This window comes from Streptomyces sp. NPDC045026, from assembly GCF_056432625.1.
Window position 1 is genome coordinate 1 of sequence record NZ_JBWKIS010000048.1, and the last position, 21,148, is coordinate 21,148.

Here is a 21,148-nt window from a genome sequence, read left to right on the forward strand (position 1 = left end):
CTCGACGGCATCGCCTACAAAGTGGCAGAAGACATCGAAGCGGGCCGAAAGGGTGACTGACCTGCGGTGATGTACGACCAGTGGCCCCGGTTCATCCCTTCGGAGGGGCCGGGGCCACTGTCGGGCTACGCAGGCAAGCCCTGTCGGCCGTGAGCCTGGCAGACAGAAACGCCCCCGGTGCGATCACCGGGGGCGTTTCCGTTGGGTGAATGGGCGACCCGCTCCCGCCATGAAGCGGGGCGCCCGGTCCCGCCGCCGGCATGTGCAGGCACGCCGACGGCGGAGTCTTAGCCGGACTCGATCACTCGGTCCCGAAGCGTGACGCGCATCACGAGCTCCGGTGAGGCGGCCGCGTGCCTCTTGCAGCCGTAGAGCACGAACGGCGGTCCGCTCGGCCGCTCGATCTCACCAACGATCACGGGCTCATCCGTCATGTGCGCGCCCGCTGCGCACCACTCGCTCACTGGTCGCCGCCCGCGAACTGGTCGAGGATGCGCAGGCAGCGGCCGAGTGCGGCCACCGCGAGTGCCGCGGCGAGAGGGCTGGGGCTGAGGCCCTGCGACAGCTCCCCCTCGGCATCGGCGATGGCGCGCTCGCGGGCGTACCACGCTGTCGTGCCGTGGTTGATCTGGTCGGCCTGCTCCTGTACGCGAGGGATGAGGCACCGGAGTTCTGCTCGGAGCACGAGGTTGAGCTCTTGCAGGCGAGCGAGGCCGGGGATGGTGCGCGTGACCGACATGGCTTCTTGCATCAGCTCGGGGATTCGGCCGGCTGATTGTGCGGCTGGGGCGTCTTCAGTGGTGGGCATTGCGCCTCCGCAGGGCTGTGCCCGCGCACCTTGGCGGGCCGTGGTCGTTGCTGCGTGACGTCGAAGCTAGAACCGCGCCGTGCGGCAGCTCCACTTCCGTGCACTAATGTGCGCGGATTCTGTCTGCCTGGATGGATGGCGCGTTCGCGGTCTTGACCCGTGGCCACGGTCGAGTGACTGTGGTGCACATCCGAGCACCGCCCACCGAGAAGGGGCAGTCATGGCCTTAGAGTTCATCGGCATCGACCCGAACACCGGGCAGAGCGGGTCCCCGACCGCTTGGGTCGACACAGAGAACGCCGACATCGTGTTGCAGAGCTACACCGCAGATGAGGCGACACGAGCCCAGTGCATCGAGAACACGGCGCCGGGGCATGCGAAGGGGATTCCCGCCCACGAAACCGTGATCCGTATCCCGGCTCACCTGGTACCCATGCTGAGGGAGGCTTGCGATGCCGCCGAGCGCCGAGCTGCGCTTTAACGACCTGTTCGCGACCGCCGAGCACTCCGCCGTGCACTTGGAGATGCGCGACGTGTACGGCGTTGGCGATGAGGCCGACGACTTCCGCCACTGGCAGGAAACGGGGTGGCGCGATGCCGACCCGGGGTCCGCGTACTGGGCGCCCTGGGTTGACCTCATCTCCCGGGCAAAGGCTCGGGGCGTCGAGGTCCGCCGGGCGCGCGTGGTTTCGGAGCCCGTGACGGACTACATCCGTTACGAGCATGCGGGGACCAGCGTCAACGTCCACGCTGGCGAGTCTGTGCGCTGGCTTCCGCGTCGGCGCGCGGTCGACCTGCTGTTGCCCGGCTGCGACCTGTGGATCTTTGACGAGTCGAGGCTCCTGTTCAACCACTTCACGGGCGAGGGCAACTGGGCTGATCCGCCATTGGAGCTCCGGACCGAACCGGCCGTGGTCAAGCAGTGCGTTGACGCGTTCGAAGCAGTCTGGAACCGAGCGACCCCGCACGAGCAATACGAGATCCACTGACGAGAGACCGGATAGACCAGCTCATGCCCAACTCCCCGTCGTCCTCCGCGCAGGCTGCCCGCGAGGCCGTGGCCGGCCGACTGCGCGGCATGCGAAAGACTGCCGGGCTTACGGTCGTTGAGCTGGCCGGTCGATGCCGGTGGCACCATGCCAAGGTCTCTCGTATTGAGCACGCCAAGACACCGCCCTCGCCCACGGACATCCGCCTGTGGTGCACGCACTGCGACGCCGTGGGCGAGGCCGAGGACTTGATCGCGTCGTCTCTCAACGCGGAGTCGCTCTACACGGAGTGGCGGCGGCGGACTCGCCAAGGTCTGCGGCAACTTCAAGACAGCTACTTGCAGCTCTACCAGGCGACCCGCCTGTTTCGTGTGTACTCGCCGACCCTCATTCCGGGACTGCTTCAGACCGAGGGATACGCGCGGGCACTGCTGAGCATCAACGCTGAGCTACTCGACGTCCCCAACGATGCCGAGGCCGCGGCGGATGCCCGCGTGGAGAGATCGCGGATCATCCACCAGGCCGCGCACCGGTTCGTCCTGGTCGTCGAGGAAGGTGCCCTGTATTACCAGCTTGGCGACCACGACGCGATGGCCGCACAGCTCGGCTACCTGCTCACCGCCGGCGCTCTCCCGGCGGTGTCCCTGGGCATCATCCCCATGAACACGCCTGCACGCGGCCAGTGGCCCCAAGAGGTGTTCCATGTGTATGACGACACGCTCGTTTCGGTGGAGCTCCTGTCAGCCCAAGTCAGCGTGACGCAGCCGTCGGAGATCGCCCTGTACCTGCGCGCGTTCGAGCAGTTGCGGAGCATGGCCGTATACGGCGCGGACGCGCGAGCGCTGATCGTGAAGGCCATTGACGCGCTGGGCTGACCCTGCTCGCACACTTTCCCCACCCGCAGCGCCATGGCTTGTGGCGGAAGGTCACACCTTTGGAATCGCCCGACGGTCAGCCGCACTTGGGGCAGGGGCAAGCGTCCAGGGCGGGCGCGGTCCCGTCGTCTGCGCCGCCGAAGACGCCTTGACGGAGCGGTCCCGGACATCCTGCGCTCGGTTTGGGTTGGCGCTGGATTGTACCTGCGCGCGCAGGAAGGGCCCCGACGGCTGTCAGGGCCCTTCCCTTTGGGGCAGATCGTTTGCTACAGCACAGCCAGGGTGAACGGGGCGCTGGAGGAGGTGCCGTCCGCGTAGAACGTGTAGACCGTGATGGTGCTGGCGTCATTGCCGCAGGCGGTGTCCGGGGCGGTGTTGGCGGTGATCATCCTGATGTAGACGCCGTTGACTGTGGCGGAGACCGCCGCGCTCGACACGTCGATGTCGGGGTCGTCGATTTTGACGCAGTACACGCCGGCTCGGGCGAGTCTGGACGAAGCGACGTTGTTGCTGGCCAGCAGGGTGCCGTTGGCCGCCACCTTGGCCGCGGCACGGGTGTGCGGGGCGTACAGATCAGCCGGTGCCGCTGAAGCAGTACCAGTCAGGGCCGGCACCGAAGCCACGGCGGCCAGGGCGAGAGCGAGAAAACGGCCGGTCTGGGGCGTGGAGGTTCGCATGGTCTATTCCTTCTCGGCCGTATGCGCCGCAGTGCGTGCGGCCGGCCGGATGAAGCCGATGGGGATCACTCAGTGGCCGTCCGAGGGAGCGCGGGCAGCGTTCTCGTCTGCGGCCGGTGTGGGGCGATCAGGGCACGAGGAGGATGAACGGGTAGTCGGCCGGGCCGCTGTTGGTGCCGGTGAAGACGGTGAGCGTGTTGGGTGCATCGCCGCACGCCTTGGACGGCTGAGTGTTGACGAAGACGGTCCATCCCCAAGGGGCAGTGCCTTCGTGCCCGTACAGGGTGGCAACCGGCGTACTGCGATCGACCTTGATCCCCGTGGCGTCATCGAACGTCACGCAGTACTCGCCCGTCTTGGGCTTGGTGAGGGACTTGATCCCCTTGGAGTAGGGGCGCGTACCGTCCGCGTTCACCAGCGCGGACGCCTGTGCGTGCGGGGCGTGGGCCTTAACTGCCGCGTCGTCAGCGAGTGCGACGCCCCCCGTCACCGCCGCAGCGGCGACGGCAAGGGCAGCACATGCCACTACAGGCTTGGACAGCTTGATCGAGCGCAATCTCTTCACAGCCTCATCCCTCGATGCTCCTTCCTACGAGGAGCACTTCAGAATGATCATTGCCATGCCGCGGCGGCCGTATCGTTTCCGGAGGTCAGTGGCGCGCAGGCGCGGGGCGAAGTTCACCCGCACAGCCGCCCAGCGGCGTCCTGCGCGCCCTCAACGAGCGGCCCCCCGGGTGGGCGGCGGGTTCACCACGGAAGCCTCGTGCCGTCGGGCAAATCCGGCCCTTGTTGACCACGACAATCAACTGAGGTGCGAAGAGCGGGCCTGGCCATTTCCAGAGTCCTCATCAGGAATGCACAGAACACCCCCCACACGGCCATATGCGGCCGTGTGGGGGTGTTGCTGTTAGCTGTTGGCGAGGGTGTAGGCGGAGAGGATGAGGCCGCATAGGGCGACCAGGGCCGCCACCGAGGGGAGCGGCCACCGTGAGCGTTCGAGCGTGTCGACGCGCCGCTCTACGTCGGCGAGGCGCCGGTCGGCTTGGTCGCCGCGCTGTACGAGCAGGGCGAGGCTACCGTCGACGCGTGCGAACCCGGCGGCGAGGTCGCCCCGGATCTCGGCGAGGGCGACCGCGACGGCCGCCGTGTCGGTCGGCTCGCTCACGCGCCGCCCCCCTGCTCGTCGTCGACCAGGCCGAGGCCGAACCGGTCGAGGACGGCCTCGACGTCGGGTAGGGCCATGATGCGGGCGATGGCGCCCGCCACTGCTACCGCGCCGACCGCCCACGGGACCGCGTCGGCGAGGCCGGCGGAGTCGACAATGGCGGGTAGGGCGACGGCGAGGGCAACGGCGGATTGCAACACGGTGCGGGTGGTGCGCTTGGCGGCCTGGGACATGCGGGGGACTCCTGGGGGCGGATGGTGTGGTCTGCCCGGCGCGGTGCCGGGCGGACGGCGGAGCTCGAGTATTAGCGTCAGATTGACGAGAAACCTCGAGGTTTTGCGGTGACCTACTTGCCGTAGGCGAGGCGGAACAGGGCCGCCCAACCCTTCGGACCGATCGCCGGGTCGTACGTCGTTCCCGCGGCGCGGTACTTGGGGTGCGCGTTGTGGAAGGCGGCGACGGCGGTCTGTGTCTTGGGGCCGTAGTTGTCGGACTCCGTCACGCTCTTGGCGAGGAATCCGGCAGCCTTGAGCGCGCGCTGTAGCAACCTCGCCGACGGCTTGGCCTTGTCCGGGGCGAGGCCGGCGGGGAACACGGGCGGCGTGTAGGCACCCGGCGCCGGGGTCCCGGTCAGCTTCTTGGCGCGGCGGACGATGTCGGCGAGCTGCGCCACGATGCGGGTACCGGGGCAGGACGTGTGTCCGCCCCACGCGCTCCCGCCCATGGCATGGAAGCCGAGGCCGCGGCCGTCCGGGGAGTCGGCGACCTGAAGCGGTATGCCGTACTTCTCGTGGGCCCACGCGAGTACCTGCGCGACGCGGTCGAGCTGGGCCTCGGTGAGGACGTCGCCGCCCTGGCCCTCGTTCTCGACGGACAGCCACGACCTGTTGCCCCCGGCCTGCGCCCACGCGCGGTCGGCGGTGTCGACCCACTGATATAGGGCGCCGGCCTTTCCGGTGCCGAAGTGCGAGGACGCCTGTGCCTTGCTGTTGCGGAACCACGCATCGGTACCGGGGAGGGTTCCGGCCATGATGTGCACGACCACGCCGCGTACGGACTCCTGTCCGCCCTTGGTGTAGTTCACGGGGATGGGGCGCCACAGGGCGCCGGGCATGCGAGCCACGGGGGTTACTCCAGACATGAGAAAGGCCCCGGCCGATCGGCGCGGGGCGTACAGAGGGAAGGGGGAGGGATCAGGTGCTCAGGTCGGTGGCGGTGGTGTTCGCCGAGCTGCTGCCCTCGTCGTTGACGCCGTTCCCGGCTCCGGTCGTCGGGGAGTCGCCACCGGTCCACTGCGAGCCCCTCCAGTCGTTGCCGTAGCGCTGGATCAGCGAGCACGTACCGGAGATGGAGAGTCCGTACTTGGCCTCATTGCCCGAGCCGTACGGTCGGCACTTGTTCCCGGACAGGGCGACGGACGAGGCGCTCGTCGAGAGCCTCACGCCGTAGTACGTGTTGTTCGTGACGCGGCCGGGCCCCTTGATGAAGTTCGATCGGACCTGGATATCGCTTCCGCCCTGGATCAAGATCCCGTTGTTGTCGGGGAACATCACCTGGTTGGACGAGATCGTCATCTGCGTGCAGGTCACGGACGTGATGCCGTGCGCGCCCGCCCACGTGATCTGGTTGGCGTCGGCGATGACCCGGTTGCAGTCCTCCATGGACAGGCCCGTACCCGCGCTGTTGGCGATGGCGTTTCCGGTGATCGAGGAGCGCTCGACCTGCTGTAGCCGGATGCCGTTCTGAGACGTGGTGGTGCCGTCGATGGCATTGCCCGCGATCGTCAAGTTGAGGATCTGGCCGGAGACCTCGCCAAGGGCGATGATCGCCTCGTCGTAGCCGCCGCCGGAGCGGAACGTGTTCCCGGTGACCGACAGGTTCCGCATGGACTGGCTCGCGCTGGTCTGCGTGCCGTCGGGCAGCTTCGTGTCTTCCGGGTCTGTGAGGATCACCGCGCGCAGCCGTACGCCGGAGCCGCACGACACGAACGTGTTGCCGGTTACCGTGACGTCTTCCCAGTTGTACGCACTCACCGCGTACTGGAGGACGCCCTCGAACGAGTTGTTGGCGATGCGAATCCGGCGGTGCCACTTGGTGATGGTGGCGCTGTGACTGCCGATCCCGCGCGGCCACGCGATCGTGCCGGCCGTGCCCGAGGCGCCGAAGTGGCAACCGGTGATCAAGATGTCTTCACATGGGGTGTGGTCGTACGGGCCGAACCCGCCGAACACGTCCACGCTCTTCGCGAGGTCGAGCTGTACGGCCTCGGAGAAGTCCCGCCCGCCGGGGTCGACGTAGCCGCGGAACTTGCAGTTCTGCACCGCGCCGTGAGACGTCGAGTTCAGCTCAATGCCGTGATACCCGGGCAGATCCCGGATCTCAAGATCGCGAATCATGACGTCCGTGGCGTGGCCGATGCTGATACACATCGCCGACGCGGTCAGACCCGCGGTCGTCCCGCGCATGTTCCACAGGCCGCCCTCGATGGTGATGCGCGAATGCCCGGTGTACCCGCCGAGCGACTGCCCCGCGTCCCCGTTGATGAGCATCGTCCCGGCGACGTTCCGCCGGAACTCGGCGCCGGCCATGAGCGTCAGCCGCGTGTTGGTGTAAATCCGAAGGGTCTGCCCGATCAGGTACACCCCGGGCGGCACCATGACCTGCGCGCCGCCCACATCACGTGCCGCATTCAGCGCGAGCTGGATACCAGGCGCGGCATCGACGGTCCCAGACGAGTCGGCCCCGTAGTTGGTGACCATGAACGATGACCGCTGGTTCATCGACTCCAGTCGGCCAGCCGTGATGTCCATGCCCGGTAGCCACTGCTCAACAGGGGTTGCCAAAGAGTCCTCCTTACAGGGAAGCGATAGCGGGATAGGCCAGAGAGACCGGCGACCGCGCCGCATGAGATTTGGTGACGCCGTTGACGGAGCGAGTGACTGTGAACGTCTGGGCGTCAGAGATCTGGAAATCGTCGAACGGCATCGTCACCGGCAGAGGGTTCGTGTTTGCCGTCGGAACCAAGGTGCGCAGGCCGACACCGCCCGCTGCGGGAATCAGCGGGTCCGCGTCCGTCGCCGTGACCGTCCATCCCGGGGGCTCCGCGCCGGCCGCATTCCACAACTTCCCGTAGAGGGTGCTGCCCTCGACCTTGAAGCGCACCAGGTACGAGTTACCGGCAGCGTGCGGGATGGTGCCTGTCTGCGTGGCCAGCAACGTTTCGGTTGGCGTCCGCTTGCGTAGCGAAAGCTGCGCAGTGCCGCCCGTCGCGAAGAACACGCGCGCCATGTAGTACGTCGTGGCTGCCGTGTTCGACCGCAGCATGTAGAAGGTGTAGAGGCCATCACCCGTCGGCACTACGGGCATTGTCACCTTGGTGACCAACTCGGCGTCAGCGAGCTGCACGCTGTCCATCGTGAGGGTGTGGGTGACGTTGCGCGTGTTGTGCACGTGCCTGCCCGTATTCGACGTCACGTCGAAGTCAGCGGTAGCGCCAGACTTCACCGTCCACGCCTGGCCGGTGTCAGCGATGCCCCAACCGCCCGTCACCGTGCGGGAGAACGTGTCAGACACCAGAGCGCCCGAACCAGGGCCCAGGAGACGGATGCCCCACGCGTAGTAGACAGCCGACGCGGGAGGGGTCGCACCCTGGCGCGCACGCAGCGCGATGGAGGTTGTGTTCGCTGGGGCCGCAGCCGTGAACGTCAGGAACGTCCACTGGCCCGCCGGGATGACCGTTGCCGCAGACGATGTCGTGGTGATCAGCGTCCCCGCCGCGTTGTACCAATCGAACGACACGCGGAAGTCAGCGAAGCCAGCCGGGGAGTACAGCCAGTAGCAACCCGTGTAGGACTGTCCAGCCACGCCCGGCGAACGCGTGGCCTGGCTGATGCTGTTGGACGTCGATACGCCGTTCGGCACTACCCGTAGGGAGGCCACGCCCTTGGGGTGGACCACGTCAGTGACGCGGGTCATCGACCCCACCTGAAGCCCGACCCAGCCGGACAGGTCCGGGTCCACCCAGGGGTTCGCGGACAGGAGTTGGCCGACCGCGTCGACGCGGGCGACCTCGCCGCCGAACTGGACGAGGGTCGGCATTTCCGCCGGGTCCGTCGTCCACGGCAGGCCCGCCGTAGCGCGTACGGGAATGGCCGTGTCCGTCGCGGCGACTGGACCCGACAGCTCGGAGCCGCCCGTATCTGCCTTCCCGTAGACCACGTGATCCGTTTGCGCGGTCATCCACGGGCCGGCCGGATCACACGCGAACGTCGCCTCCCACGTGCGCGGTAGCAGGGTCTCGCTCATCCCCATGACGAGCAGGTCCACCGGGCCGAACGCCACCCACGGCGGCAGGTTCATCAGCCGGATGACATCGCCCTCGCGCAGTGCGAGGACGTCTGGAATCAGTTGGGGTGCCTTGTGGAGCAGGACCCGTACCGACGGATACCGCGCCCCGTCGTAGGTGCCGAGGTGCAGCCGCCAATACGCGTGCGGCTCGGCCTGTGTGTCGTCGGACAGAGACAGGGTGACTGCCTCGTCATACGTGCCGATGCCCGTGGGCGGCGGCAGTACGGACAGGGTCCCTGCTTCGAGGGTGGCCCGCGCCGACGATCCGCCCTCGCGGGTAACGGTGATGTCGTTGCGGGTCGCGGTGTCGTCGTCGACCGGTTCCAGGGGGCACGAGATCACGCCTGCGGTGTAGTCGAGGATGAGCGCAGGTTCCTGCGTGTAGAGGCTGGATCGGTCGCGGTAGAGGAGTCCGGGCCGGCCGCGGTCCTCCAGGAGCATGCCGCCGTCTGCGTCGGCCGCATCCTTGAACAGGGATACGAGCGTGTCGGGCCGTTGGGGTCCGACACGTTCCGGGTCGAGCGGCCCCGCAATGCGAGCAACGGGGAGGCCCTCCTCGTCGGCCAGGCGCAGCATGCGCGCCCATGCGGTCTCGCCCGCGTATGCGCTGTCTGAGCCGTTGTAGATCATGTTTGCCGCGGTGGGCATGACGGACAGGTGCCCGATGCTCCAGCCCTCTGTGAGCGGGCCCCAGTTGGCCGTAACGGCGGTGGCGCTGCCGGGCGAGCCGGTGACGGTCTGGGCGAGTTGCAGCGTGTTGCCGTCGACGTTGGCCCAGCCGATGACGCATTCCATCTGGCCACCGCCCAGGTCTTGGACATACAGCCTCAGCCGGTACCAGCCGTGGAAGATGTCCTGCACAACGGCGACGTTGCTGAAGACCGCAATTGCGCCCGAGGCGTCGTATCCGGTGAGGGTGACGCTGTCGGCCCGCATGGAGATCACCCAGCGCCGTGCGGTGCCGGTGCTGGAAATGCTGAGTACCTCGGCGCGATCGCCGGACGCGGGGGGTGCCTTGTCGTCGGCGTTGTAGACGCATTCGACCTGCCACTGTCCGGGTGTGCTGGGCGGGACGATCGCGGAGAGGGTGGCGGCCGAGCCGAGTCGCGGCAGCGCGCGGGAGCTGGGCAACGTGTCGACGGCGGCGAACTCGAAGCCAGTCACCGCGGCCGGCTGCACGCCAATGATCGGTGAGTAGGCGCGCGTGGCTTCCCGCTCCTCCTCCATGGGCCAGTAGGCAACCGGGTTGCCGGAAGGGATGCGGCGCCGCAGCGTGGAATCCAGGGGCTTGGTGCCCTGCCCGAGGCGGCGCAGGATGCCCGCGGCCTCGACCGTGGTCCACGCGTCCTGTCCGGACTCCTCCCACTTCTGCGGCCACGCGGCGACTTCCCCGACGAACCGCTCGCGACGGTCCGCGACGGCGGCCGTCCCGGTGAATGCCCACACGCGGCCGGCAGCGTCCGTGAACCCTGCGGAGCCAACCGGCCGCGCGGTGAAGTCCGGGGACGCGACGAGCGGCCCGTCGATGCCGTTACGGACCTCGAATCGGTAGCCCTTGCCCGCGAACGGTGTGCGCGGGGGCGTGAGGGTGGGGTCGCTCGGGGCGATGGTGAGCGGCGCGGTACTCACCGCGAGGGCGAGCGTGCCGCTTTGGGTGTAGGCGGGCGCGTACTGAGTCCACGGCCCGTTGATGGACGGCGCCCAGTAGTGACGGACGGTGTTCCCGCCCTGGCCGTTGTCGGCGTCCAGCGTGACGCGCAGGGCCGCGCGTGCGGGCAGCGCAGGGAGCCGCTGGGCGACACGGAAAGCGTCGGTGCCGTTGCTGCTGTAGGAGAAGAACAGCGAGCCGTCGACGATGCGCATCGCGTACGAGCGCTGACCGGGGTCGCCCCACTTACCGATGATCATCTGGCTTTCGGAGCCGTACCACGACGTTTCGAGCTCGGCCCGAAGGTCGATGTCGCCCGTGATGTCGAGGGCAGCCACGTCCGGCGTCGAGGCGAAGTTGCCCGGGGCGCCGTCGAGGTCGAGGAAGTGCGGCCCGCCGGGCAGAGACAGCCGCACAGGAGTGTTGCGGCCGATCTGCCCATACAGGGGGCTCATGGGGTTGCGAGGCGAGTATCGGCCGTCAAGGTTGTTCAGCGTGAGCGGCACGCTTGCCGGGTCGGCCGCGGTGCCCTGGTTACGGATACCGCGCGTGTGCGTGATCGGGTCCCGTGTGTAGACGTCTGTGGTGACGTCGGTCCACACGCCCCCGGCCTGAAGCTCGATGCGCAGGCCGAGGGGATCATCTGGAAACGCCATGGGGGCGACCTCCTTACCGGCCGAAAGCCGTCTGTACGTTGCCGCCGCCGTCAACCTGAACGATCTTGCGGATGAGGGACTTGACCGCGTCGGGGCCGGACAGCTCGATACGGATCGTGGTCACTCCGGATCCCGAGGACCCGCCGGCCACCGCGCCGCCCGCAGACGCGGCGATCTGCCGCGTGGTCGGGGTGGACACGAGGTTGGACATGGTCTTGTCGACCGCGCCCTGTCCCGACTCGATGCCCTCGACGACACCAGCGGGGATCCACCGGCCGACCTGGTCGGCCATGACGCGCGAGGGCGAGTGGATGCCGAGCGCTTTGGCGATCGGCCCGGGGATGAGGTTCTTCGCCCAGCCGATCAGGGTGTTCTTCAACCACGAACCCATGGACTTGATGCCGTTCCACAGGCCGCGTACGACGTCGCGCCCCTTGGACACGAGCAGGTTGCCGAGCGAGCCTAGGGCGCGTGAGATCTGCCCCGGGATGCCCCGCACCCACGCGACGAACGAGGCCGCTTTCTGCACGGCCGATTCACGGAAGCTGTTGAAGCCGTTCACCGCGGCAGCGCGCAGAGTGCCGACCAGGCCGGACAGTGCTGCCCCGGCGCGGCCCGGCAACCCGCTCAACCAGGTTTGCAGGTCGGTGAACTTGGCGACCGCGTAGTCCTTCGCCGCGCCGAACCAGTCGGACAGCATGCCGGGCAGGCCCGCGAACCACAGGATGGCGCCCTTGATGTAGGCGACGGCGACCGTGATTCCGATCTGTATGGCTGCCCAGGCGGCGCCCACGATCGCGCGCATGCGCTCGCTGTGCTGGTAGGCGAGGACGATCACGGCGATAAGGCCGATGATCGCGCCGACCACCAGGACGATGGGGTTCATGGCCATGACGGCGTTGAACAGGGCCTGTGCGGCCGTCCACGCGCCCATGGCCACGGCGACACCGAAGACGATTCCGGCGAGCGGGCCGATGATGCTGATGTTCTGCTGAATGAAGCTGCCGAAGTTCATGAGGATGGGGACGACGTCGCGGCCGAGTACCTCGACGAACGCCTGTGTGGCGCCGCGCTTGAACTGCTCAACCTTGGTTGCGGCGTTGTCCCGCAGGGTGTTGCCCATCTTGTCGGCCGCGCCGCCCACCTGGCCGAGTGCGGCGGTCGCCTTGCTCGGGTCGAGGGCGTACAGCGCCTTTTGCATGTCCTCGGACTTGGTGCCGAACAGGGTCACGGCGAGGGCCTGGCGCTTGCTCTGGTCACCTACGCCCCGCAGGGCGTCAAACACCTTGTCCAGTGCGGCAGATGCCTTCGGCCCGCCCTCGGCGAACGCGGCCTGCATCTCCTTGCCGTTCAGGCCGATGGACGCGAACGCCTCATCGACCTTCGCGCCGCCGCCCTGCACGATGAGGAGGAACTCTTTCAGGGAGTCGGCGACGACGTCGGTATCGCGCGCACCGGCCTTGAGTCCCTGCGACATGAGGCCCGTTGCGGTCGTGGCGTCGAGACCGAGGTTCCGGAAGATCGTCGAGTATTCGTTGAACGTGTCGGCGATGTCGTCGGCCCTGGGGCCCATGACCTGGAGGCCGCGGGTGATGGTGTCGAGGGCGGCCTCGGCGTTGGGTGCGAGCCCGGTTTTCATGATCTGGCCGACGGCGTTCGCGGCCTGGCCGAGGTCGAGCTCGAACGTTCCCGCAAGGTCACTGACCTTGGTGGCGATGGACTCGATCTGCGCGTTCGTGGCCTCCGGCGGCGCGAGGCCGGCGGACATGGTCGCCCGGATGGCGTCCGCGGCGCCCTGGAAATCCTCCGTGATCGCGCCCGCGTACAGGTCCCCGGCGATCTCTCCGTATCGCTGCGCCTCGCCCGCGGTGGCGCCGAGCTGTGCGCCGAGCTTGCTCGTGATCTGGCCCTGTTCCAGAGCGGTGGCGAACCCGCCCATCAGGGCGGCGCCGAGGCCGGCGCCGATAGCCCCGGCGGCGAAGCCTTGCAGCTTGCTGCCGATGCCTTCGGCGGCCTGGTCGGCGCCCTCGTTCGCTCCGTCGGCGAGGCCGTCGCCGAGGGCCTGCCCGGCGTCCTCGCCGCTGCTACGGGCCATCGACGACACACGGTCGAGGGTTTCCCGCATGCGGCCCTGAAAGCGCCTCAGTCCCGAAGCCCCTTCGGAGTCGTCAACGGTGATCGTGGCGGCGAGCTCGCCCACGGTCAAAGCCATGTGCGGGCACCTCCTTTCGGGGGGCCCGCGGGGTGCGCGGGATCAGGCGGAGCGCCGAGCGGCGCGCGAGGGGTCAGGCTCGGGGTTCAGGTGCCGGGCGAGGCGTGATTCAGCGGAGAGAAGGCCGAGGATCCGCACACGCAGCCATCGCCACGACCGGTCGGCGAGCAGGCCCGGGGCGCCCACATCGATGCCGTAGAACTCGTGTAGGTCCGCCTCGACGAGCGGCCACTCGCCGAGGATCTGCGGCCAGCTCACTTGCGGCGCTGCGCGCCCTTTCCGCCGCGGTGCTGCCCCTGCTGGGGTTTCGTACCACTCGTAGAGCCCCGAGGCCGGGTCGAGTTCGCCGCATCCGATGAGTTGCGACGGGCTGCTCGGTTCGGGGCGAGGCGAGAAGGGTCGCCGCCGGTGTCCCAGTACCGCTCGGCGGCTTCCTTGTTCTGGACGATCCACACCATGGCGGTGATGGCCGCGTGTTTCAGGGCCGGCCACTTCACGCCGTCGGCGACCATTTCGGCGTGCGCGGGGCCGAGGACGTCGCGGTACAGGTCACGCTCGGCCGCATCCGCGAGGACCGTTGCGTCTGCCTTCCCGCCGTCCGCGGCCACGGCCGCAGCCTGCATGATCGCGGTCGTGCGGAGACCGATCTCGGCGGACGGCGCGGGTACGCGGTAGATCTTGCCCGCGAGCGGCAGGTCGAGGCCGTCGTCGAGCAGCTCGTCGAGTGCCTTGAAAGCCATCAGCTACCTGCCGGGTTGGTGATCTCGACCGCCGGACCGGATCCGGTGAGCGTCACCGCGATGGTGTCGAGGTCTTCGCTGCTGCCCCCGTCGGGCTCCCACGTGACGAGCGCGGTGCCCTCGTAGTTGTCGCCTGCGCGGCCGTCACGGTCGTACCAGCGGACGTGCACGTATGAGGGCGAGCCGAAGGTCTTGGAGGCGGCGCGCAGCTTCTCTTGCGCGGCGTTCCATGCGCCGGTGACGGGGTGGGCGCGGTGTCCGATGCTGGCCTCGACGGACCACGCCAGCATGGTGCGGGTGTTCTCCGCCCAGCCATCCGAGCCGTAGGACGTCGAGTCCTGGTCGGTCGGCTCAACCTTCGGCGTGAACTCCATGAGGCCGGGCACGACCGCCCACGACGGGGTGGTGGTGCTGCTCATGTCGACTTCCAGCCGGAAGCGGCGGGCGAGGGTGGTCACGGTCTCGGCGGCAACGTCAGCCATGAACGCGACTCCTTTCTAGGAGAGTTGGGGGTGCGCGCGGTGCGCCCGCACGCTGTAGTTACTGGTCCGCTCGTGCCGGCCGTTGGCGTCGACGCCGAGCGCGGCTGTGGACGTGCGGTAGATGAGGGTCACGGGGATGCCGTTCAGGCTCAGCGGCCCGGCGGCGTGCAACACGTCGTAGGCCGCATCGTCGAGGGCGGCGACGTCGCGCGGGTCCGTGCCCGCGCGGGTGCGGACCTGTACCGAGACGGTGGTGTCGGTGAGGGCCGCGGACTCGTCGACGGCGTAGACCGTGAGGACGATCGCCCGGTCCGGGCCGGGCGGAACGACGGTGTCCGTGATCGCGGTCTCGCCGTCGGCATAGATGCCGTCGGCCCGGTAGGTGCCGACGGCCTGTACGTCGAGCAGGCGGGCGAGGCCGTCGACCAGGTCGACAAGGAAGCTCACCGCAGCGCCCTCCGCACCTGCGCCGCAATGATCTGCGTTACGGCGCCGTCCTCCTCGTGCAGCGGGCCTTCCAGGTACTTCGCGGTTCTGCCCGCGTCGTGCCGGTAGTTGAGCTCCTCGTGCTGCCGCACCGCGTACGGGGTGTCGTACGAGATGGCGGCCGTGATGCTCCCCTCGTCGACGCTCACCACGCCCGAGCGTTCGAGGGTGGCCTCCTCGATCGGCACGCGACGCCGGGACACTTCGAGGACGTGCTCGGCCGCGAGCCGTACACCCCGCAGAGCGCCTTCCCGCATCGCGTCGAGGACCGCCTCGCCGTCCCATCGGAGCTGTCCGCGCTGCGTCACTCGGCATTCACCTCCGTACTGGCCGGCACGGGCAGCCCCGGCGCGGTGTGCTGTGCGGTACTGATCGCGATGGTGCGGCGCCCGCCGGGCAGCGTGAGGCGTGAGCCGGGCGGGCAGTCGAGGCCGGGGGCGGCGATGATCTGCGCGGTGGATACGACCTCGGCGCCGGTCCGGTCGCGGACCTGCTTTACGGTCTCGTCGACCAGGGCGCGAGCGGTGACGGGCGGCCCGTAGCGGGGCCCGTACGCCGATGCGCCGAGGTACGGCTCGACGGTCACCGTGTGCCGCAACAGCCACCCGGGGACGCGGCTCAACAGATCACCCCCGGCAGCAATCCGGCGCGGCGCAAGCGGCGCTCTGCCCGCGGGGCGAGGTCGAGGCCGGTCGGGCCGGGCGTCGTGTCAGTGCGCCCGGACAGGGACACGGGCCCGATGGACACGCTGTCCCATCGGCCCGCGGCCCCGGTTCCGTCGTCCCCGCTCGCCTGCTGGTACTCGACCTGCGCGCACGTGGCGTCGGCGAGCGCCTGGACGATGTCGGGGTCCGTCGGCATGCCCGCGTCGTCGACGCAGTAGACGGCCGTCAACAGGGCGTCGTCGATGTCCTCGGATGCGCGGGCGAGCAGCCGGTCGGCGTCCGCCGGTGCGGCCTGCCCAGTGAATACGGCGAGCTGTGCCGCGGTCGCGTACGCCACCGGTCGCCCCCTATCTGGTGGTGTCTTCGATGAGGGCCGCGGTGACGCTCGTCGCGGATGACCAGTCGCAGTAAATGAACCCGTCGATCTGCAACGCCTCGGGGCCCTCGGGGATGTACGCGGTCGCGCCGGCCGCGACGCTCACCGTGCGGTCCGGCACGGTGAGGCCGCCGACCTTGGTGTTACTGCGGATGGTGACTGTGATCGCCGAGGCGGCGGCGTTGCGCACGATGAGCTTGCGGCGGCCGGTGTAGCGCCACTGGTTGCCGTTGGTGCCATCGACCGCGCCCAGGGTCAGTGCGGCGAGCGGGACCGCGGCGGACACGGCCTGTGCCGTGATCTCGGTGCGGGGCATCAGGCGTCACCCTTCTTGCTGGGCGAACGTCCCGCGGGCTTGGTCGGCGGGGCGTCCTTGGCGGTGTCCGGGTCCGGCTCGGCCGCGGTGTCGTCGAGCGGCTCGACGTCGTATCCGGCGCCCTGGCAGTAGCCGACGATCGCCGGGTCATCGCTGGTGGCGGAGCCGTCGACGAACGACAGTCCGCCCGGCCCGTGCCCGCTGTAGTCGTCGAGCGGGGCAGTGATGCGGTACGTGGTCATGGGCTGCCTCACGCGCTCTTGATGTTGCGGAAGACGGCCGCGGCCTTGGTCGCCTTAAGGACAGGGGCGACCGGGCCGAGCTCGACCTCGCCGGTCTTGACCGCGCCGGACGTGGTGAAGTCGGGCAGGAACGTCGACAGGAGCGGAGCGCCGCCACCGACCGACGCGCCGTGGAAGCCGTCGAGGCCGTACCGCACGGCGTACAGGTCGCCAAGGTTGGCGATGTTGCCGCCCGCACCACCGGCGTCCGCGTCGCGGGACACGAGACCGATCACGTCGGTGTTCGCGCCGGCCTTCGCGCCGAGGTCGACGAGCGGGATGCCGTTGTATGCGGTGATCGGGCGGCCGAACGCGTCGGTCGTCTTGTCGATCTGGTCGCACCATGCGGCGACGCGCTTGAACAGGGCGAGCGTCTTGCGGTTGCCGTAGATGACATCCGGACGGTCGTCCATGGCGGACAGCCAGTTGTCGATGTGCGTCTGTGCGGCGAGCGCGGTCGCCTTGTCGTTGACCGCGGTCCAGTCGACGTAACCCGTCGCCACGCCGTTGCTCAGCGGCAGGTATTCGGTGCTCGACCCGGTGAGGATCTTGGACAGGCCGTTGAAGCCGTTCGCGTCGACGGCCGTGTCACCGTTGATGACGGCGTCCGCGAACTTGGCGCGGGACGACTTGATGAGCTGCTGCATGTTCAGCGTCACAGCGCCGGACGCGGCCGGGCCGATCCGGGCTACGACACGGTCGACCTTGAACGATCCGCCGAGCGGCACGAGGTCGACGGTGTATCGCTGGGTCGTCACCTCGGCCGGGCTGTACTCGCTGTTGATCGCGCGGAAGTCGGCCGAGCGCTCCGTGATCAGGCGCCGGTACCCGTAGGTGAGGGTGTCACCGCCGGTAGGGGAGACGACGTTGTCGAACGTGAGGCGGTCGAGGATGTCCGAGCTCTTGCGGAACTCGTCGATGACCTGGACGTCGACGTCGTCCTGTGCGTTGTTCTTGGCCTCGGCAAGGGTGGTTGCCATGGGTGGTCACTCCAGGGGGTGTCAGCCGCCCATGCGGGCGGCGATGGCGTCGTGAAGGGTGGCGGCTTTACGCTCGCCGGTGGGTGCGCCGTTGAACTCGGCTCCGCCCTTTGCGGGGCCGGTCTTCGCAGCGCGGTACAGGTCGGGGTCGGATTCGACCTCGGCCTTAATGGCGGCCTTGACCTGCTCGCCGAAGTCATTGGCGGACGGGTCGAGGGCGGCGAGCTTGTCGGCGAACGAGCGGCTGTTGAGTAGGCGGTCGGCGCGCGCTCCGGCCTCGCCCGCGGCCTTGAACGCGGCGAGCTCGACGGTGTTGCGGCGGGCTTCCTGCTGCGAGTCGGCGAGCTGCTGCATGAGCTGCGCCGGGTCGGCCGGCTGATCGTCCTTGACGATGCCGAGCGCCTTGCCGATCTGCTGCGCGAGCTCCTGGCGGGCGGTGTCGGCGGCCTGCTGCTTGGCGGTGACGCGCGTCTTACCGGCTTCCTTGCGGGCGTCGGCGAGCTCGGCCTGTAGGCGGGCGATGGTCGCGGCGGAGTCTCCTGCGCCGTCGGTGGCGGACTGCTGTCCGTTGGGCGGGGCCTGCCCGCCGTCGGTGCCGCCCTGCTCGCCGCCCGGCTGGCCGGATACCGCGTCCCCTCCGCCCTCGCCGGTGCCGTCGCCGCCCGCAATGGCGTAGATAGGGCGGCCGTCGCGCCGGTAGCCGAGGACCGTTCCCGCGGCGTGGGAGGCGAGGGGATGCCGGAACGTGCGTGTCATGGGTCGCCCTCCTGGGGCTTGGTCGGCCCGCTCCTGGCGGGCGTTCGGGCATGCAAAAGGGGCCCGCTCCTGGCGGGCCCCTGGGTGGTGCTGTCAGTGGTGCGTGTTAAGCGCCGTCACCTTGGGTGAGGCGGGGCGCGGTGCGCGCATAGCCGCGGATCCATGCGGTACGCAGTAGGTCGCGGTACGGGCAGACGGTCGGAGGGTCACCGCGGCGCCCGGCCTCGGTCCCCTCCATCAACGCTTTCGCGATGTCCTCGCGTGTCCCCATACCGGCCCCCTACCGCTTGTTCTGGTGGTCCCACTCATTGTGGCGCGCTCCGGCGGCCCATCGCTGGGCCTTGCCGGTGGCCTTCTCGATGAACTCGGCCTGCGTGAGACGGCCGTGTTCCTGCCACCACTCTTTGAGCTCGTCCGACGCGTGCGCATGGGCGATGCGGGCAGGGCCCGAAAACAGGGTGACGGGGGATCGGCCGGCGGCCTGCGCCTTCTTGCTGAGCAGCACGCCGCGTAGGTCGTCCTCGGCCTGTAGGTACTGCCGGTAGACGTACTCGTCGTATAGGGCGCGGGCCTCGCGGCGGGTGAGCAGCGGCGCCAACTCGGCGGCCTCCTCGCCGCCGGCCTCGGCCACGGCGGCGGCCAACTCCTCGATGAACGCTGCATCGTCGGCGAGGGCGCCCCATCCGTCCGGATCGGGGGCGGGGTCCATCGCTTCGGCGAGAGCGTCGCGGTCGGCGAGCAGATCCTCGACCGCGTCACCGGTCACGGCGGGCGGCGGGAGGTCGACCGCGTCACGGCGGTCCATCTCCTTGGCGATGCGCAGGACCTCGCCACTGTCGGCGTACTGCATGCACCATGCGAGGGCGTCGTCGCCGACCTGGGCGAGGTCGTCGGCCAGGTGCCCGCCGGGGAAGTGCCGGGCGAGCAGGTCGCGCCGGTTCGCCTCGGCGGCGAGCTGCGCCACGTCGTCGACTTGGTGGGCGATGGCGTTGCGCACGCGGACGGCGAGCTCGTCATCGGACAGGCTGACCAGATCGCGCCGCACCCCGGGGAGGCGGGCGGCGAGGTCTCGGCGGTCGAGCTCGGCGGCGATGCGCAGGGCGTCGCTGTTGTCGACGTGCGCCAGGACGCGGCCGAGCTCGTCGTCGGACAGGCCAGTCAAGTCGTCGGAAAGGCGCCCGCGGGGCGCTGCGCGGTCGAGCAGGGCCTCGCTGTCGCGGCGGTCCGCCTCGGCGGCGATACGGGCGCGGTCGCGTTCGGTGAGGTCGCCGTGTCGCATGGCGGCGGCGAGCTGGTCGTCGCTCATCTCCCGCGGCGTCGTGGTGTCGCCGGAGCGGATGCGGGCGGCCTGCTGCGCCTCGTCGGGGATCGGGCGGCGCGGCGCGGGGAGGTTGGATGCGCCGGGCTGCTCGCGGTGGCGCAGGCGGCGCAGGTCGGGGTGCGCGGCGAGGTGGTCGCGCATGGCGCCCTGCCATTGGTGCACCTTCGCGCGGGCGGCCTGTTGCGCCTCGGGCGTTACGGCGGCGGCCTCGCGCTGCTTGTGCTTCCTGATGTTCCGCTCGATGGCGCGCTGCCGTTGCCCGGCCTCGTATCCGGCGGGGTCCGGCTCGGCCGTGTCGGGGCGGGTGAGGCCCGGCGTGTAGGCGCTCACGGAGTGGCGGCAGTTGGGGTGTTGCAGTCCCGCGCGGCGGGCCTCGTCGAGGCTTCCGGCGACGTCGACACGGACCGTGCGGCCGTCCTCGATAGCGTGTTCGGCCTCGACCGTACGGGCGCCGTCGCCCCCACCGATCGTCAGTACCTTGCCTTCCCACGGGCGGCACAGGGGGCACTCGCGCAGCGCGTTGGAGACGATGACCAGGTCGACCCCGGCCTCGCCGAGCGTGCGCATGTGGGCTTCAGTCGCGGCCCGGCCGACCGACGTACGGACGGCCATCTCTGCGTAAGAGGTGAGCTGCCACCGGCGGCCGGCGCGGTCCGTGAAGCTGCGGATCCCCTCATCTGCGAAGCGACGCATTGCGTCCTGCGTCGCCTGGCGGCGGGTGCCGGTGCCGAGCAGGGGCGTGGCGGTCACCTCGGCGACGATGCCGCGATACCGGTCGTCGACGGCCCGCAGAATCGAGCGGTGCGTCGAGGTGATCCGGTCGACGGTCTCGGCGGCGAGCCGGTCCACGGCCTGTGCGTTGGGGGTGACGTCGTCGACCAGGCGGCGGCCGGTGTCGGACAGTGCGCCGAGCTCGGCGACCGCGGCGCGGTGCCCTGTGTTGTACGCCTGGGCGACGACGTCGAACACGTCGAGGGTGACGGCCTTGCCGAGCTCGTCGACAACGGCCTGTGAGGCGCGCCGTACGGCCTGTACGGCGGACAGCTTCCGCTCGGCCCAACCGGGCGCGTCGAGCCCGTCGGCGAGCTGCCTGGCGATGATCCCGAGTAGCCGCTGCTCGGCCTCCTCGTACAAATCACGGGTACCGGCGGCGAGGTCTTCTACCATTCCAGGGTGGATAGGCACTTGCTCACCGCCTTATGTGCAATTAGCCGCAGGAGTCTAGATCTTTTTCGACTGGGGCGAGTCCCCATTTTCGCGTCAAGTCCAAAGCGAGCTGGGGCCCTGTCCTTGGTCCTGATTCCGCGAGGTCTCCTCTATAGTCGCTGCGCCACCACTGCCCAACCGCGTCCCGAAAGAAGAATTCTG

General features: G+C 69.3%; 26 protein-coding genes. 3 read left to right on the forward strand and 23 right to left on the reverse strand.

Annotated elements, in window-relative coordinates:
• Positions 1–287: 287 nt before the first annotated feature.
• A complete protein-coding gene (locus tag AC07EJ_RS44580) occupies positions 288–419 on the reverse strand; it encodes a hypothetical protein (protein ID WP_478886381.1) in 132 nt (43 codons plus the stop codon).
• Positions 420–460: 41 nt separating this feature from the next.
• Entirely contained in the window at positions 461–739 is a 279-nt protein-coding gene (locus tag AC07EJ_RS44585) for a DUF6415 family natural product biosynthesis protein (RefSeq protein ID WP_478886382.1), read from the reverse strand.
• 289 nt (positions 740–1,028) lie between these two features.
• On the opposite strand from AC07EJ_RS44585, the gene AC07EJ_RS44590 reads away from it, so the two are divergent.
• From AC07EJ_RS44590 to AC07EJ_RS44600, 3 genes are read left to right on the forward strand one after another with little or no spacing between them, the layout of a single operon-like run.
• Positions 1,029–1,289 (forward strand): hypothetical protein, encoded by a 261-nt coding sequence (locus AC07EJ_RS44590; protein ID WP_478886383.1) that lies wholly within the window; start codon positions 1,029–1,031, stop codon positions 1,287–1,289.
• Positions 1,261–1,797: a DUF6879 family protein gene (locus AC07EJ_RS44595; protein WP_478886384.1), complete on the forward strand. Its 537-nt coding sequence runs from the start codon at positions 1,261–1,263 to the stop codon at positions 1,795–1,797. Before AC07EJ_RS44590 ends, AC07EJ_RS44595 begins: the two co-directional genes overlap by 29 nt.
• A 23-nt stretch (positions 1,798–1,820) precedes the next feature.
• Positions 1,821–2,672, forward strand: coding sequence for a helix-turn-helix domain-containing protein (locus AC07EJ_RS44600; protein WP_478886385.1), 852 nt, complete (start codon positions 1,821–1,823; stop codon positions 2,670–2,672).
• Positions 2,673–2,938: 266 nt separating this feature from the next.
• On the opposite strand, the gene AC07EJ_RS44605 is transcribed toward AC07EJ_RS44600, so the two are convergent.
• The 21 genes from AC07EJ_RS44605 to AC07EJ_RS44705 all read right to left on the reverse strand — a co-directional run bounded on the left by AC07EJ_RS44605 (position 2,939) and on the right by AC07EJ_RS44705 (position 20,947).
• Entirely contained in the window at positions 2,939–3,349 is a 411-nt protein-coding gene (locus AC07EJ_RS44605) for a hypothetical protein (RefSeq protein ID WP_478886386.1), read from the reverse strand.
• Positions 3,350–3,476: 127 nt separating this feature from the next.
• On the reverse strand, positions 3,477–3,914 hold the full coding sequence (locus AC07EJ_RS44610) for a hypothetical protein (protein ID WP_478886387.1): 438 nt from the start codon (positions 3,912–3,914) through the stop codon (positions 3,477–3,479).
• A gap of 342 nt (positions 3,915–4,256) precedes the next feature.
• Positions 4,257–4,514, reverse strand: coding sequence for a hypothetical protein (locus tag AC07EJ_RS44615; protein ID WP_478886388.1), 258 nt, complete (start codon positions 4,512–4,514; stop codon positions 4,257–4,259).
• Positions 4,511–4,747: a hypothetical protein gene (locus AC07EJ_RS44620; protein WP_478886389.1), complete on the reverse strand. Its 237-nt coding sequence runs from the start codon at positions 4,745–4,747 to the stop codon at positions 4,511–4,513. The genes AC07EJ_RS44615 and AC07EJ_RS44620 overlap by 4 nt, the downstream gene beginning before the upstream one ends.
• Before the next feature lie 113 nt (positions 4,748–4,860).
• On the reverse strand, positions 4,861–5,628 hold the full coding sequence (locus AC07EJ_RS44625) for a peptidoglycan recognition protein family protein (protein ID WP_478886434.1): 768 nt from the start codon (positions 5,626–5,628) through the stop codon (positions 4,861–4,863).
• A gap of 79 nt (positions 5,629–5,707) precedes the next feature.
• Positions 5,708–7,357, reverse strand: a complete 1,650-nt coding sequence (locus AC07EJ_RS44630) for a right-handed parallel beta-helix repeat-containing protein (protein ID WP_478886390.1) — start codon at positions 7,355–7,357, stop codon at positions 5,708–5,710.
• Positions 7,358–7,367: 10 nt separating this feature from the next.
• Positions 7,368–11,165 carry a hypothetical protein gene (locus AC07EJ_RS44635; protein ID WP_478886391.1) on the reverse strand — a complete coding sequence of 1,266 codons (3,798 nt, stop codon included), beginning with the start codon at positions 11,163–11,165 and terminating at the stop codon, positions 7,368–7,370.
• 13 nt (positions 11,166–11,178) lie between these two features.
• Positions 11,179–13,377 carry a phage tail tape measure protein gene (locus AC07EJ_RS44640; protein WP_478886392.1) on the reverse strand — a complete coding sequence of 733 codons (2,199 nt, stop codon included), beginning with the start codon at positions 13,375–13,377 and terminating at the stop codon, positions 11,179–11,181.
• A gap of 42 nt (positions 13,378–13,419) precedes the next feature.
• Positions 13,420–13,635 carry a hypothetical protein gene (locus AC07EJ_RS44645; RefSeq protein ID WP_478886393.1) on the reverse strand — a complete coding sequence of 72 codons (216 nt, stop codon included), beginning with the start codon at positions 13,633–13,635 and terminating at the stop codon, positions 13,420–13,422.
• Complete coding sequence (locus tag AC07EJ_RS44650; protein WP_478886394.1) at positions 13,632–14,117, reverse strand: DUF7426 family protein; 486 nt, start codon at positions 14,115–14,117, stop codon at positions 13,632–13,634. The genes AC07EJ_RS44645 and AC07EJ_RS44650 overlap by 4 nt, the downstream gene beginning before the upstream one ends.
• Positions 14,117–14,599 carry a phage tail tube protein gene (locus AC07EJ_RS44655; protein WP_478886395.1) on the reverse strand — a complete coding sequence of 161 codons (483 nt, stop codon included), beginning with the start codon at positions 14,597–14,599 and terminating at the stop codon, positions 14,117–14,119. The genes AC07EJ_RS44650 and AC07EJ_RS44655 overlap by 1 nt, the downstream gene beginning before the upstream one ends.
• A 15-nt stretch (positions 14,600–14,614) precedes the next feature.
• On the reverse strand, positions 14,615–15,046 hold the full coding sequence (locus AC07EJ_RS44660) for a minor capsid protein (RefSeq protein ID WP_478886396.1): 432 nt from the start codon (positions 15,044–15,046) through the stop codon (positions 14,615–14,617).
• Positions 15,043–15,393 (reverse strand): hypothetical protein, encoded by a 351-nt coding sequence (locus AC07EJ_RS44665; protein ID WP_478886397.1) that lies wholly within the window; start codon positions 15,391–15,393, stop codon positions 15,043–15,045. Before AC07EJ_RS44665 ends, AC07EJ_RS44660 begins: the two co-directional genes overlap by 4 nt.
• Entirely contained in the window at positions 15,390–15,707 is a 318-nt protein-coding gene (locus AC07EJ_RS44670; protein ID WP_478886398.1) for a hypothetical protein, read from the reverse strand. The genes AC07EJ_RS44665 and AC07EJ_RS44670 overlap by 4 nt, the downstream gene beginning before the upstream one ends.
• Positions 15,704–16,087: a head-tail connector protein gene (locus AC07EJ_RS44675; protein WP_478886399.1), complete on the reverse strand. Its 384-nt coding sequence runs from the start codon at positions 16,085–16,087 to the stop codon at positions 15,704–15,706. Before AC07EJ_RS44675 ends, AC07EJ_RS44670 begins: the two co-directional genes overlap by 4 nt.
• Before the next feature lie 10 nt (positions 16,088–16,097).
• On the reverse strand, positions 16,098–16,442 hold the full coding sequence (locus tag AC07EJ_RS44680) for a hypothetical protein (RefSeq protein ID WP_478886400.1): 345 nt from the start codon (positions 16,440–16,442) through the stop codon (positions 16,098–16,100).
• Positions 16,442–16,696 (reverse strand): hypothetical protein, encoded by a 255-nt coding sequence (locus AC07EJ_RS44685; protein WP_478886401.1) that lies wholly within the window; start codon positions 16,694–16,696, stop codon positions 16,442–16,444. The genes AC07EJ_RS44680 and AC07EJ_RS44685 overlap by 1 nt, the downstream gene beginning before the upstream one ends.
• Positions 16,693–17,703, reverse strand: a complete 1,011-nt coding sequence (locus tag AC07EJ_RS44690; protein ID WP_478886402.1) for a major capsid protein — start codon at positions 17,701–17,703, stop codon at positions 16,693–16,695. Before AC07EJ_RS44690 ends, AC07EJ_RS44685 begins: the two co-directional genes overlap by 4 nt.
• A gap of 21 nt (positions 17,704–17,724) precedes the next feature.
• Positions 17,725–18,459 (reverse strand): hypothetical protein, encoded by a 735-nt coding sequence (locus AC07EJ_RS44695; RefSeq protein ID WP_478886403.1) that lies wholly within the window; start codon positions 18,457–18,459, stop codon positions 17,725–17,727.
• Positions 18,460–18,565: 106 nt separating this feature from the next.
• Complete coding sequence (locus AC07EJ_RS44700; RefSeq protein WP_478886404.1) at positions 18,566–18,730, reverse strand: Rmf/CrpP fold protein; 165 nt, start codon at positions 18,728–18,730, stop codon at positions 18,566–18,568.
• Between the two features lie 9 nt (positions 18,731–18,739).
• Positions 18,740–20,947 (reverse strand): phage minor capsid protein, encoded by a 2,208-nt coding sequence (locus AC07EJ_RS44705; RefSeq protein ID WP_478886405.1) that lies wholly within the window; start codon positions 20,945–20,947, stop codon positions 18,740–18,742.
• Between the last annotated feature and the right edge of the window lie 201 nt (positions 20,948–21,148).